Annotated in this window: 16 protein-coding genes; 2 read left to right on the top strand and 14 right to left on the bottom strand. The window is 47.4% G+C overall.

Annotated elements, in window-relative coordinates; genetic code table 11:
• Nucleotides 1-23 precede the first annotated feature (23 nt).
• From AC0KH7_RS01610 to AC0KH7_RS01580, 7 genes are all read right to left on the bottom strand, one after another.
• Nucleotides 24-1,208: a citrate synthase gene (locus AC0KH7_RS01610; protein ID WP_472370082.1), complete on the bottom strand. Its 1,185-nt coding sequence runs from the start codon at nt 1,206-1,208 to the stop codon at nt 24-26.
• An 89-nt stretch (nt 1,209-1,297) separates the two neighbouring features.
• Nucleotides 1,298-1,639, bottom strand: coding sequence for an iron-sulfur cluster insertion protein ErpA (gene erpA, locus AC0KH7_RS01605; RefSeq protein ID WP_472370080.1), 342 nt, complete (start codon nt 1,637-1,639; stop codon nt 1,298-1,300).
• Nucleotides 1,640-1,726: 87 nt separating this feature from the next.
• Nucleotides 1,727-2,776 carry an N-acetyl-gamma-glutamyl-phosphate reductase gene (argC, locus tag AC0KH7_RS01600; RefSeq protein WP_472370078.1) on the bottom strand — a complete coding sequence of 350 codons (1,050 nt, stop codon included), beginning with the start codon at nt 2,774-2,776 and terminating at the stop codon, nt 1,727-1,729.
• Between the two features lie 432 nt (nt 2,777-3,208).
• A complete protein-coding gene (gene groL / locus AC0KH7_RS01595) occupies nt 3,209-4,852 on the bottom strand; it encodes a chaperonin GroEL (protein WP_472370076.1) in 1,644 nt (547 codons plus the stop codon).
• 40 nt (nt 4,853-4,892) lie between these two features.
• A complete protein-coding gene (locus tag AC0KH7_RS01590) occupies nt 4,893-5,183 on the bottom strand; it encodes a co-chaperone GroES (RefSeq protein WP_472370074.1) in 291 nt (96 codons plus the stop codon).
• Between the two features lie 225 nt (nt 5,184-5,408).
• Nucleotides 5,409-6,053: a C39 family peptidase gene (locus tag AC0KH7_RS01585; RefSeq protein WP_472370073.1), complete on the bottom strand. Its 645-nt coding sequence runs from the start codon at nt 6,051-6,053 to the stop codon at nt 5,409-5,411.
• On the bottom strand, nt 6,050-6,871 hold the full coding sequence (locus AC0KH7_RS01580; RefSeq protein WP_472370071.1) for a transporter: 822 nt from the start codon (nt 6,869-6,871) through the stop codon (nt 6,050-6,052). The genes AC0KH7_RS01585 and AC0KH7_RS01580 overlap by 4 nt, the downstream gene beginning before the upstream one ends.
• 10 nt (nt 6,872-6,881) lie before the next feature.
• On the opposite strand from AC0KH7_RS01580, the gene AC0KH7_RS01575 reads away from it, so the two are divergent.
• Nucleotides 6,882-7,160, top strand: a complete 279-nt coding sequence (locus AC0KH7_RS01575; protein ID WP_472370069.1) for a hypothetical protein — start codon at nt 6,882-6,884, stop codon at nt 7,158-7,160.
• A gap of 57 nt (nt 7,161-7,217) precedes the next feature.
• Here AC0KH7_RS01575 and AC0KH7_RS01570 read toward each other — a convergent pair whose 3' ends face one another.
• From AC0KH7_RS01570 to rplU, 5 genes are all read right to left on the bottom strand, one after another.
• A complete protein-coding gene (locus tag AC0KH7_RS01570) occupies nt 7,218-7,805 on the bottom strand; it encodes a hypothetical protein (RefSeq protein ID WP_472370067.1) in 588 nt (195 codons plus the stop codon).
• Nucleotides 7,806-8,039: 234 nt separating this feature from the next.
• Nucleotides 8,040-9,170, bottom strand: a complete 1,131-nt coding sequence (proB, locus tag AC0KH7_RS01565; RefSeq protein ID WP_472370065.1) for a glutamate 5-kinase — start codon at nt 9,168-9,170, stop codon at nt 8,040-8,042.
• A gap of 3 nt (nt 9,171-9,173) precedes the next feature.
• Nucleotides 9,174-10,217 carry an Obg family GTPase CgtA gene (cgtA, locus tag AC0KH7_RS01560; protein ID WP_472370063.1) on the bottom strand — a complete coding sequence of 348 codons (1,044 nt, stop codon included), beginning with the start codon at nt 10,215-10,217 and terminating at the stop codon, nt 9,174-9,176.
• Between the two features lie 315 nt (nt 10,218-10,532).
• Nucleotides 10,533-10,790 carry a 50S ribosomal protein L27 gene (rpmA, locus tag AC0KH7_RS01555; RefSeq protein ID WP_029939610.1) on the bottom strand — a complete coding sequence of 86 codons (258 nt, stop codon included), beginning with the start codon at nt 10,788-10,790 and terminating at the stop codon, nt 10,533-10,535.
• A 90-nt stretch (nt 10,791-10,880) separates the two neighbouring features.
• On the bottom strand, nt 10,881-11,195 hold the full coding sequence (gene rplU / locus AC0KH7_RS01550) for a 50S ribosomal protein L21 (RefSeq protein WP_068647315.1): 315 nt from the start codon (nt 11,193-11,195) through the stop codon (nt 10,881-10,883).
• A gap of 262 nt (nt 11,196-11,457) precedes the next feature.
• Here rplU and ispB point away from each other — a divergent pair, with 262 nt between their 5' ends.
• On the top strand, nt 11,458-12,423 hold the full coding sequence (gene ispB / locus AC0KH7_RS01545; RefSeq protein ID WP_472370061.1) for an octaprenyl diphosphate synthase: 966 nt from the start codon (nt 11,458-11,460) through the stop codon (nt 12,421-12,423).
• 2 nt (nt 12,424-12,425) lie between these two features.
• Here ispB and AC0KH7_RS01540 read toward each other — a convergent pair whose 3' ends face one another.
• Both AC0KH7_RS01540 and ssb read right to left on the bottom strand, forming a co-directional pair.
• Nucleotides 12,426-13,052: a hypothetical protein gene (locus AC0KH7_RS01540; protein WP_472370059.1), complete on the bottom strand. Its 627-nt coding sequence runs from the start codon at nt 13,050-13,052 to the stop codon at nt 12,426-12,428.
• Nucleotides 13,053-13,179: 127 nt separating this feature from the next.
• The gene (ssb, locus tag AC0KH7_RS01535; protein ID WP_472370057.1) at nt 13,180-13,782 is read right to left on the bottom strand and encodes a single-stranded DNA-binding protein; all 603 of its coding nucleotides are present in this window, start codon (nt 13,780-13,782) and stop codon (nt 13,180-13,182) included.
• Nucleotides 13,783-13,828: the final 46 nt, after the last annotated feature.

The following is a 13,828-nucleotide window of genomic DNA, read 5'->3' as shown; positions in this document are numbered from 1 at the left end:
TTCAGTCGGAAACAATCGTCCAATCACTCTGCGGCTTCCCGCGCATGTGACTCACCGCGTTTTTCCATCGGCAAATAACAGGAATTGCCGGCACCCGTGTAAATCTGCGTCGGACGGAAAATTTTATTATTTTGCAGTTGCTCACGCCAGTGCGCCATCCAGCCGGCGGAGCGCGCCACTGCAAAAATCGGCGTGAACAAGCCAGCGTCAAAGCCCATTTCCTTGTACAAAATACCGGAATAGAAATCGACATTCGGGTAAACCCCTTTATGGCTCAATAAATCTTCACACACTTTTTCCACTTCCATGGCCGTGGCAAACGCCTGACTCAAGGAACCGGCATCACTTTTCTTTTGCAACAATTCGGAAGACAGCTTTTGCAGAATCGTGGCGCGCGGATCTTTGGTTTTATACTCACGATGCCCCATCCCCCAAATCACTTTCTTTTCCGCCAAACGTTTTTCAATGTAAGGCCGTGCATTTTCCGGCGAACCAATTTCATCCAACATTTCGATGACTTTCTGGTTGGCACCACCGTGTAACGGGCCGGACAAGGACGCAATGGCCGAGGAAATGACCGAACAGGGGTTCGCCAACGTCGATCCGGTCACCATGGTGGTAAAAGTTGACGCATTGATGGTGTGCTCGGCGTGTAGAATCAAGCAGGCATCCAACAATCGCGCCCAGTCCTTATCGGGCTCCTCACCGGTCACCATATACAAAAAGTTTTCCGCATAGGTCAAATCTTTACGCGGCTCGATCGGATCGTAACCATTGCGCATGTGTTCCCACATCGCTACCAAGGTGCCCATATGGGAAATAATGTTCACCGTCACTTCGTTAATATACGCTTGGTTTTCGGTACCGCCTTTCATGTATTCGGTACTGGGGTAAAAGCTGGCCAAACTGGCCACCGCAACTTGCAGCATATGCATTGGGTGCGTGGTGGCCGGCAGGTTTTTCATAATCTCACGCAAATTGTATTTAACGCGACGGGCATTGCGGAGCTGGTTTTCAAAATCCGCCAATTCACTGGCCGTCGGCAAATTGCCAAACAGCAACAAAAGCGTGGTTTCCTCGAAAGAAGAATATTCAGCCAGCTCCATGATATTGTAACCACGGTAGGTCAGAATACCCTTTTGACCATCGATATAAGAAATTTCAGACTCTGTTGCAGGCACACCCGCCAGACCAGGAATGTATTCCATAATTTACCCTAGAAAATGATTTCGGACACAGCAACACACCGGGTTGACCGGGTGATGACCGTGCCGTTAAATAAAGCGTTTATCGAATTTTAAACACTGAACGATGAACCGCAACCACAGGTGGTTGTCGCGTTGGGGTTCTCAATAACAAAGCGTGCGCCTTGCAGGTCTTCAAGATAGTCAATTTTTGCACCGACAAGGTATTGAAAACTCATCGGGTCAATCATCAGCTTGACGCCCTCTTTTTCAACGACCGTGTCGTCTTCCGCTTGAGATTCGTCAAACGTAAAACCGTATTGGAAACCGGAGCAACCGCCGCCGGTGATGTAAACTCGTAATTTCAAATTCGGGTTACCTTCATCCTCAATCAAACCATTGACTTTTGAAGCCGCGGCTTCGGTGAAGTTAACCGGGGTAGGCATTTCAGACATGATCGCCTCCTACTTTATCGCAAAGTTTAATTGTAACAAAAGCCCGCGGCGGCGTCAGTAATTCATAACTGAAGTATCGAAATGGCATCACGGCATCAACGCAACTTGTTGCAACCCGGCGCTTTCCGGCAATCCGCTCAAAACATTCATATTCTGAACCGCTTGCCCAGCCGCGCCTTTCACCAAATTATCGATCACGGAAGACACCACCACCTTATTACCGCCTTCCGGACGGTATACCGCCAAACGACACATATTAGAGCCCTTCACCATCCGGGTTTCCGGCAAACTGCCCGCCGGCATCACATCCACAAACGGTTCATCGGCATAGGCGGTTTCCAGCACCGATTGCAGCTCGGCTTGCGAAGCATCTTGGGTCAAGGTCATGTAAATACTGGATTCCATGCCCCGCACCATCGGCACCAAATGCGGCACAAACGTCAAATCGACCGGTTCCCCCGCCTGCTGATGTAATTTTTCCAACATTTCCGGCAAATGACGATGCCCCGCCGCGCCATACGCCTTGAAGCTTTCACTCATCTCCGCGCCCAACATGGCAACGTTCGCGCCACGACCCGCGCCACTGACACCGGATTTACCGTCGGCGATAATGCCATCGGTTTTGACCAGACCGGCCTTTAAAAAGGGAACGGCTCCCAGCAAAATACTGGTTGGGTAACAACCTGGGTTGGCAATCACTTGCGCTTTCTGAATCTCTTTCCGAAATAATTCCGGTAACCCATAAGCCACCTGCGACATCACATCCGGGCAGGCATGCTCCATGCCATACCATTTTGACCAGGCCTGCATATCTTCAATCCGAAAGTCGGCCGCCAGGTCGATGATTTTTACACCGGCCGCCATCAGTTCTTTCGCCATGCTCATCGCCACCCCGTGCGGCGTGGCAAAGAAAACAACATCGCACCCCTTCAAAACCGCTGGCGAAGGCTCGGAAAACGCCAAGTCATAATGACCGCGCAGGTTCGGGAACAACTCCGCTACAGGCATCCCCGCTTCGCTTCGAGAAGTGATGGCGACGACCTCCGCATTCGGGTGACTGGCCAGCAAGCGCAGTAATTCCACCCCCGTATAACCGGTTCCTCCAACGATTCCTATTTTGACTGTTGCGTTTTCCATATTCCAACCATTCGGCCCTGACGCCGGTTTATTTCGTTACTATAAGACAAATATTTTAGCATTTTCGCTTTCAAAGCATAACGCCCTTTCAAACAAAACTGCCAGGCCTGGCCAATTCTTTAAAAAAACCAAACCAAATGCCAAGCACAAAAAAGCCCGCACAAAGCGGGCACTTAAATTCTTTTGACGAAATATTGGAGATTAAACGCACATAAAAGACTTGAGCATATGCACTCACCGCCAATAAAAAAGGCCAGCATAAGCTGGCCTTTGAAAATGAGCTGAAATGATTTTTCAGCCTAGACGGTACAAATTTAAGATGAGAACAAGGCGGATTTGAAACCAGCGCGCAGTGGACATTTAAGTCCATGAGCACTGGAAGTTCAAGCCCAACGCGGTTATCGCTGAAATTTGAACGCCCTAGGCGAAAAATTACATCATGCCGCCCATGCCTCCCATTCCACCGGCTGCAGCCGCCGCTGCATCCGCAGCGCCACCGTCTTTCGCCGGAAGATCCGCAATTGCCGCGCCGGTCGTCAAGACCAGACCCGCGACGGAAGCGGCGTTTTGCAAGGCCGAACGCGTGACTTTCGCCGGATCGATGATACCGGCTTCCAGCATATCGACATAGGTTTCAGAAGCCGCATCGAAGCCCATGTTATCTTTGGATTCCATCACTTTATTGACGATGACGGAACCTTCCAGACCACAGTTAGCGGCGATCTGACGCATTGGCTCTTCCATCGCGCGCAAAGCGATTTCGATACCGACTTGCTGTTCGTCGTTATCGCCTTTCACTTTTACTTTAGAACGCGCACGAACCAAGGCGACACCACCACCGGCAACGATTCCCTCTTGAACCGCCGCGCGAGTGGCGTGAAGCGCATCGTCAACACGGTCTTTCTTCTCTTTCATTTCGACTTCAGTCGCGGCACCCAGCTTGATCACCGCAACACCGCCGGACAATTTGGCCAAACGCTCTTGCAGTTTTTCTTTATCGTAATCCGATGTGGTGTTTTCCACTTGAGAGCGGATTTGGGCACAACGTGCATCAATGTCTTCTTTTGAACCGGCACCGTCGATCAATTTCGTGCTGTCTTTACCAACAACCGCAGACTTGGTTTCACCCAACATGTCCAGCGTGACGTTGTCCAATGTCAGACCCACTTCTTCAGAAATCACCGTACCACCGGTCAAGACCGCCATATCCTGAAGCATCGCTTTACGACGTTCACCGAAACCTGGCGCTTTGATGGCCGTGGCTTTGACGATACCGCGCATATTGTTGATAACCAGTGTTGCCAAGGCTTCACCGTCCACGTCTTCCGCAATGATCAACAATGGACGGCCGGCTTTGGAAACCGCTTCCAACGTTGGCAACAAATCACGGATGTTGGAGATTTTCTTGTCGTGTAGCAGGATGTATGGGTTTTCCAGCTCCGCAACCATTTTTTCCTGATTAGTCACAAAGTAAGGCGATAGATAGCCACGGTCGAATTCCATCCCTTCAACCACGACCAACTCATCATGCAAAGAAGACCCTTCTTCAACGGTGATGACACCTTCGGTCGACACTTTTTCCATCGCATCAGCAATCATCTTACCAACCGACACATCCGAGTTAGCGGAAATTGTCCCAACCTGAGCAATGGAGTCAGTCGTAGTACATGGCACAGACATTTTTTGAATTTCTTCAACAACGGCTTCCACCGCTTTGTGAATACCACGGTTCAAGTCCATTGGGTTCATACCGGCGGCAACCGACTTCATCCCTTCGCGAACGATGGATTGCGCCAAAACGGTCGCCGTCGTGGTACCGTCACCGGCCACGTCATTGGTTTGGGAAGACACTTCCTTCACCATTTGCGCGCCCATATTCATGAACTTGTCTTCCAATTCGATTTCACGGGCAACGGACACACCATCTTTAGTCACGGTTGGCGCACCGAATGATTTTTCAAGAACCACGTTACGGCCTTTAGGCCCCAAAGTAACTTTTACCGCATCCGCTAGGACATTAATCCCTTCAACCATTTTTTCGCGGGCATCTAGGCCCAATCTTACGTCTTTTGCCATCTTTTCAAATCCTTATGTTTAAAATTCTCAATAATGTTGATTATTCGACAATTGCAATAATGTCGTCTTCACGCATTACTTTCAAAGCTTGCCCGTCTTCGTCTTTGACTTCCTGACCGGAATATTGACCGAACATTACTTTGTCACCGACTTTGACCGTCATTGAGATAATGGAACCATTATCGGCCGCTTTACCTGGCCCAACAGCAACCACTTCACCCATGTTTTCTTTTTCTTGGGCGGAACCCGGCAGTAAAATACCACCCGCGGTTTCTTTCTGTTCTTCCACTTGACGAACGACCACACGGTCATGCAACGGTTTAATTTTCATAGGATTCTCCTAAACATTTGATAAATCATGGTATTAGATTACTAAAAAACTCAACAATTAGCACTCTACCACAGAGAGTGCTAATTATTTTATAAATCGGTTAGTCACTGTCAAGCCTTATGGGGTCAGTTATTTTTTTTTCAAGGAATGAAATGGAAAAATTTCAGAAAAACATAAAACGCCCAGGCCTGGGCACTTCAGGAGATGACAATGAGTGTTAAAACCTCAGTTTTTATAATATCGCCACACCCTAATGCTTTCAGCTTCGGGATGATAAAGCTCATAGTCTTTTATCGCCAATTCACTTTGTTTCGGTAAACCACTTCCCGGCCTTCCAATAACCAAAGCCTCGCCTTGCCAATAACGTTGTAAATCAGCTAATAACAAACGATATTTACCCATACTCGGGTCGGCAATGTAAGCTTCACCATAGCGAATTCCCCTCAATACCACAAAGTGATTGATGCCGTCCTTTCTCAAAAGAATCACGACCGGCCCCGATAAACGCTTTGCTTGCTCCAGCGACAATTTAACCCCCATAGCTTGATACCCAAGTCGAATCAATGTCTCTTTCATATCTAGCATGGAAAACCCTTCCTTAATACGATCTTTCGTTTCATCCTCAGTCAAACGAGCCGTCATATCGTAGATAATGACCCCTTCCCGCCAATTATCACCAAAATAATAATTTAAAATCGTCGCAATCGAAGCGGAACCACAGGAATAGTCCAACCCTTGGGCCACAACACCCTCACGTTTCATCGCCTGCCAAGTCTTCAATGTCGGCAAATCACCGCTCCCCTTCACCAGAGAAGCCGGCAAAACAACAATACTCAAACTCAGAAGAACAAATAAAGATATCTGCTTCATAATTTTTTCGAAAACGTTAAAGCCAAAGTCGGGGCACTACCGGCATCATCGTTCAGACCAAATTGAACGGTTGGCGTGGCAACTACGGTATCCCAAACGCGATAAGAACCTGAAAAACCAATATTAATCGGTTCTGAAGAAGAGCCCTGCATTTTCACACCGTCCAGTTTCATATTATCGTAGTAACTCCAGTACAACCTGGAGCTTAATGAGAAACGGCTATTAACGGCAAAACCAAACCCGGAATAAAGCCCAACTCCTTGTCCCGGTTCATATTCATGCCCATCAATTCGGTTCGCAAACGTATATTCATAAGACACACCACCGAACAAAATGACTGGATCAACATTTTTCGTAAAATCGAGACTTGGAGACACCATCCAATGCCCCGAACCATTGGACAACAAATTAAACCAGTCCTCAGGCGGTTCATAATAACTTCGCTCGCCCGTGGGGGCCGATGCCCGTAACGACAAAGTAATACTTGGGTATCCTCTTTGCTGTGGCAATGCCAAATATTGAAAACCAAACTGAACATCCCCCATTTTGGCTCTGTCTTCGTTTTTAACAAAATCGTTACCTGACACATATTCCGCATGAGAATAAACATAAGGCACACGAAACCATGTCTCCAGTCGGTTAGCAAAACCATGACGATACCCTAAAGCCAACTCCAACCGTCGCACCGTTGTATTAAAAATTTCCTTTGAATTAAACATCCCTTGATAGGTATATCTCTGACGATTGTAGCGAATTGAAAAATCCAGCTCTCCTTGCCCACTTTTAAGTAAGACAGTTGTACCACGCAAAAAATCCAAAGGTGGCTCCGTGTTTTTTTCGCCAAAATTTTCCGCTTGTTTTTTGGAGGGTGGAACATGGTTTGGAGGAAAAAGGACATCTTCTGGTGCAGAAACAGCTTTTATAGGTGAAGCTTATTTAGTAACTTATGACGGTATAAATGCGCCGATAAGTTCTTATGAAACAATTGAGGAACACTCACTCGTTGCTTACGCTATCGGCGAAGATGTTTATGGTTCGGTATATCAAAATTTCAGCAAATGGAATCGTACTTGGACAGGATGGAAATACCATACCAGCCATTACTAAATTAATTAAATAAAATGTGCAGGTTTAAGCAATATATTTAGACCTGTTAGATGCAATCTAGCTATCCCATATATCATTTTTCAACATAAGAGCTTCAAGTTTCGCTTCTTCATTGCCCTCGTAACGATTAACCAATTCATTAAATTTTTGTTTCATTTTTTCCACTTGTTCCGGCTGCTTAGCAATTTCATCAATTCGTCTATCCATTGCTAAAAAATGCGCGGTTTGTTTATCAATAACCGACTGAACATCCGGGAAATACTCTTCATATCCATATTGTTGCAATATACCCAGCAATCCGCCTATTTCAGCTTTTTTGTCATTAGTTACTGCCGATTCCATTTGCTGTTTTAACTGATTAACCACAGGCTGATTTTCAGGTAAATTTTCTGATAGAAGTTTTTTACCAGACTGAAGCAAAATAAAATCCGAGTTTTTAATTTTTTGATAAATATCTTCCGATTGGGTAGCAATGGAATCTCGAACAGAAGCTTCTTTTGCATCTTTCGAAATACTTACAGAATCACTCCCCTTTTGGGCACCTTCAGAAACATTTGATTCCAAACCGGCACTTATTGCCGGTTTAACATTAAAATTAACGGCACTGGCAATACCGATTCCAGCCGGTACATTTGAAATAGTCATATTACCCCCCTTGTACTATAATTACCTAGGTATACGTCTCTACACGCACATACCTAATATATCGACAAAACGATTACCTTCTTAAGCTTCTGCCATCACTCAAAGGCAGTTCTTAGAATACGTAATTTCAACAAGCAAAAATAACGCCAACCAATGAGAATGGTTATTAATAAAAAACGCCCAGGCCTGGGGGTTTTATGAAATGAGAGACTTCGAACAAATTTAAATGCAATCTTAATCCACCAGAACCAGATTATCGCAATGAATCAAAAACTCGCCTTCCGAATAGCCAAGCAAGTCGGCAATATCCGATGACGAATGACCGATGATTTTTTCGGCTTCGTAATAAGGGTAGTTGACCAAGCCGCGCGCGACTTCCTGGTTCTTTTCATTAACACAAATCACCATTTCGCCGCGCTGGAATTCGCCGTCGATGGCTTTGACACCAATCGGCAACAAGCTTCGGCCGGAAGATTGCAACGCTTTTACCGCGCCATCATCCAACACCAGTTGCCCTTTCGCTTGAAGATGCCCGGCCAGCCAGCGCTTACGCGCGGTCAATGGCTCCAAATCGGGAATCAATAACGTCCCCAGGTTTTCACCGGCGTGCAAACGTGGCAAGATATTTCCCTCCCGACCGGAAGCGATAAACGTGGCGGTCCCCGAACGCGCCGCGCGTTTTGCGGCCATCACCTTGGTGAACATCCCACCTTTACCAAGACTCCCCCCTTCCGGGCTGGCCATGGCTTCAATATCTTTACGACTGACTTCGGCCTCCGAAATCAGCGTGGCTTGCGGATTGGTACGGGGATTATCGTTATACAAGCCGTTTTGGTCGGTCAAGATCACCAACACATCCGCCGATACCAGGTTCGCGGTCAAGGCCGCCAGGGTATCGTTATCGCCAAAACGAATTTCATCGGTCACAACAGTATCGTTTTCATTGATAATCGGCACGACATCATGTTCTAACAAGGTTTGAATGGTATTGGACGCATTGAGATAGCGAGCGCGATTCGACAGGTCGTCGTGCGTCATCAAAATTTGCGCGGTACGCAGACCGTTTTTCGCAAACTCGGATTCATAAGCTTGCACCAGCCCCATTTGGCCGACCGCGGCGGCGGCTTGCAGTTCATTAATTTCGGACGGACGTTTCGCCCAACCCAGTCGCTGCATCCCTTCCGCGACAGATCCAGATGAAACAATCACCAGCTCAATTCCTTGTTGTTTCAACTGCACCATCTGAGAAACCCAGTCTGCCAGCGCAGTTCGATTCAGCCCTTTACCGTCATTCGTCAATAAAGCACTGCCGATTTTCACCACCCAGCGACGGGACTTTTCGTGTATGTTTGAACGTGTGACCATCTGTTACGACTCTTCGTCTGTTTCTTCCAGAGCTTTCAAACGATTTTGTTCCAGCCCGTAAGCGATCTCTTTCATTAACGCTTCGGTGCCGGTTCGATTCACGGCGGATATCGAATACACCGGCCCCTGCCAGCCTAGCTGCTCGATAATACCGTTGCACAACTCACTGGCTTCATCTTCCGGTAGCAAGTCGGTTTTATTTAAAACCAACCAACGTTCTTTGCCGGCCAAAGCATCACTGTATTTTTCCAATTCTTTTTCAATCACATGAACCGATTCGACGGGATCAGAACCGTCAATCGGCGCAATGTCCACCACGTGCAACAACAAGCCGGTTCGAGATAAGTGCTTCAAAAACTGTACGCCCAAACCGGCCCCTTCGGAGGCCCCTTCAATCAAACCGGGAATGTCCGCAATGACAAAACTCGACTCCGGCGACACCCGCACCACCCCCAAGTTTGGGTAAAGTGTCGTAAACGGGTAATTCGCTACCTTTGGACGCGCGGCGGAGACAGCGGTAATCAAACTGGATTTACCGGCATTCGGCATCCCCAACAGCCCGACATCGGCTAGAACCGACAGCTCCAACGAGAGATTACGCTCATCCCCCGGTTCACCCGGCGTGCATTGACGCGGCGTACGGTTAGTACTGCTTTTGAAATGCACATTTCCCAACCCATGGCGGCCACCCTTAGCGACCAGCAACACCTGGTCATGTTCGACCAGATCGCCAATCACTTCCTGGGTATCCAAGTCTCGCACAATGGTACCGACCGGCACGGGAACAATCAAATCCTCCCCTGCGCGGCCGGTTTTTTGCTGCCCCATTCCGGCCTGGCCATTTTGAGCTTTATAGTCTCGGGTATAACGGAAATCAATCAAGGTGTTGATATTGCGGTCGGCTATCAAATAGACACTGCCGCCATCCCCGCCGTCACCGCCGTTCGGGCCTCCAAACGGAATGTATTTTTCGCGACGAAAACTGGCCACCCCGTTCCCTCCGCGACCGGCCGCGACTCGAATATTGGCTTCATCAACAAATTGCATGATTGGAAATCCTAATGTGTCTTAATGATCACTAAGCGAATAAGAGAGCTTTGCACCCAAAGGGCATAAACACGAGATAGTTACACGAGTAAAAATGAGAGAAAATCCGTCTGATTTTTGTTGAAAAACTGGCTAATAGCTCGCTATTAGCTGCGTTTTCCGCCTCAATCAGCCAAATTTTCTCTCATTTTTCTTCGCATCCTACTCGTGCAAAGCTCTCAAAACAATTATTTTAGCTCAGCGCTTCACCTTCGCCTAGAAATAAAAAAGCCCCGACTCGCGGGGCTTTCTGTAAGCAATTACGGCTGACTGAAATCAGTCGGCTTTAATTGTTACGTAAGTACGTTGAGGCTTACCTTTGGTAACGAAAGCCACTTCACCAGTCGCTTTTGCAAACAAAGTGTCATCCTTACCGCGACCAACATTATCACCGGCGTGGAATTTGGTTCCACGTTGACGAACGATAATGCTTCCCGCTAGAACTTGCTCACCACCAAAACGCTTAACGCCTAATCGCTGAGCATTAGAGTCGCGACCGTTTTTAGTACTACCTGCAGCCTTTTTATGAGCCATGGTGACATCTCCTGTTAACCTGTCTGCTCCCTACTCAGAAACAACTCAGATTCTATTAATCAATTCAAAACTGACTGAATCAGTTCGAAATTACGCTGAAATTCCTGTGATTTCAACTTCCGTATAATTTTGACGATGGCCTTGCTTAGAACGTGATCTGTTCTTACGACGACGGAACTTGATGATTGTCACTTTTTTACCACGACCGTTTTCTGTAACGGTTGCCGCAACTTTGGCACCTTCAACAAGAGGTGCACCTACTTTAACGTCTGCACCTTCACCAACCATCATGACCTGATCGAATTCTACTTTATCCCCTTCGTTTGCATTTAGGGACTCAACACGCAGAACTTGACCTTCACGAACACGATATTGCTTACCACCGGTTTTAATTACCGCATACATCTTGGAAACTCCCGGTTTCAAATATTCATTTATTCTGTTATTTCACGCCGTCAACAACGGCAAAGGCGGGATTATATAACCTTTTATATTGCAGGTCAAACCCCATATCGGAAATAATTTATAAAATAATTTCAAACACTTTTTAAAAGTCCGACTTGGTATCAGATTACCGAAAAAACCGATTTATGACTTTGCTTCGCATGCGTTTCATACTAAACTTTGTCTCTCTGAGACTAACAAGTAACACATTACAATAAAATACATGACGCTTTCCGAAATCCGACAACTCATCCAGCACGACATCCAAGCCACCGACCAGCTAATCCTATCTCGACTGGCATCGGATGTCGTGCTCATCAACCAAATCGGCCACTACATTGTTAACAGTGGCGGAAAGCGTTTAAGACCCCTACTGGTATTATTATCGGCTCGCGCCTGTGATTACGACGGAAAAGACCACCTAACCCTGGCTGCCGTTATCGAGTTCATCCACACATCCACCCTACTCCACGACGACGTGGTGGATGAATCCGAAACCCGGCGTGGCAACAAAACCGCCAACGAAGTTTGGGGAAATGCCGCCAGTGTCCTCGTCGGAGACTTCCTTTACTCGCGTTCGTTCGAAATGATGGTAGAACCTGGCTTGATGCGCGTCATGGAAATCATGTCGGAAACCACCAACGTCATCGCCGAAGGCGAGGTGTTGCAACTGTTAAACTGCCACGATGCCGACACCACCACCGAACGCTACATGGAAGTCATCCATCGCAAAACGGCCAAGTTGTTCGAAGCCGCGACACTACTCGGCCCGGTTTTAGCGAACAAACCGGAATTGGAAGCAGGCTTTACCGCCTATGGCCGTCACCTGGGCGCGGCTTTCCAATTAATTGATGACGCACTGGATTACATGGCCGACGCGGAAGAATTAGGGAAAAATCTCGGGGATGACCTGGCGGAAGGGAAACCGACTTTACCGTTAATTTACATTCTGGAAAACGGTACCGAAGCCGAAAAGGATTTGGTGCGCCGAGCCATTGAAACCGACGGCATTGCGTTATTGCAAGAAGTCACTGACATCATTCAAAACTCTGGCGCGCTGACCTTCACACAACAGGTTGCTCAATCCGAAGCCGATAAAGCGAAAGCGGCTCTGTCTGATTTGGCCGAGTCGCCACTGAAAACCGCACTGCTTTCACTGGCCGACCTCGCCGTACAGCGCAACCATTGATATCAATGATGTAGGCGCGACGGCATTTTGCTTTTTTCGCGCTGGCCAAAGTGCTTATCTAATGTGCGTTGTAACTCATGATGTTCACGCTCAGCCTCTTCAGCCGCAATGGCTTCTTCCAATTCTTTACGCTCAACGTCCACAAACCGTTTATATAAATCCAAATTATCAATCTTGGTTTTATCCCAGTCGATACGACGCATCAACCAGTTGACGAAAAAACGAATCACATGACATTCGTCCTTACTGGCGTACAACAATTCAGGCTTGGGTCGAAAGCCATGTAAACGCTCCACCAGAATCAATTGCTGATCGACATCCGGACGAAGTCTCAAGAACCCTTGATACGCTTCATCAAAACTCGTGCTGTAATAAATCCGTACCACCTTGTTGATACTGAACATGGCTTTGGTCAAGATAGTGGATTCCCGCTTGCCATTCACCCCAACAGTGTAGATAAAAATGTTTTGAGTCATGATCGAGCGGGCAAAACGCTCCACTTCATCAAATGGAACCACTTTTTTCAGGTCTTTTTCCAGCACCTGAACCTGACGTAACTCTTCCGATTTGCGTTCCAGCTTTTTAAAGAAATACCTTAAGGCTGGGGTAATTTCCATCTTATTCATCATAGACACCTCTATAGTAGGTATCGGCCAATCCAGCAAACCATTAAACAAAAAATCACATTAAAAGCCAAAAACAAAAAAGGGCCTAAAAAGGCCCTTTTATAACAAGCGGTTAAACGCCCGGCAACCCCTAGAAGGGTACATCGTCATCGTCAAAATCATTGGCCGTGTAAGCCGGAACCTGTTGTGCCGGGGCCGGCTTATTCGGTTGCTGACCGCCACCAAAGCCTTGTTGCGGCGCTTGTTGACCAAAGTTTGGCTGTGCGGCTTGTTGCTGCGGCGCGCCGCCCATTGGGTTGCCACCCATCGGATTTGGCTGGGTCATTTGCGGTGCGGTTTGCCCGCCGCCAAAACCGTTATCGTAAGGCGCGTCCGACTGTCGGTTTCCGCCACCTAACATTTGCATCTGACCATTGAAGTCAATCACGACTTCAGTGGAGTAGCGATCTTGGCCGGTATTTTGGTCTTGCCATTTGCGCGTTTGCAACTTTCCTTCCAAATACACTTGTGACCCCTTGGTCAGATACTGCCCGGCAATCTCCGCCAATTTACCGAAAATCACCACACGGTGCCATTCGGTTTTTTCCTGCTTTTGTCCGGACGCCTTATCTGTCCATTGTTCTGAAGTAGCGACATTCAGATTGGCAATCGCATTACCGTTTGCGGCATACTTTACCTCGGGATCACGCCCCAAAGTACCAACCAAAATGACTTTATTTACTCCACGCGCCATACCTATACTCCAAAAATTCTTTCATCTTTAATCTGGAAATCATACC

The organism is Hydrogenovibrio sp. (genome assembly GCF_965140365.1).
Classification (GTDB): domain Bacteria; phylum Pseudomonadota; class Gammaproteobacteria; order Thiomicrospirales; family Thiomicrospiraceae; genus Hydrogenovibrio.
This window is presented reverse-complemented; position numbering and strand designations above follow the sequence as displayed.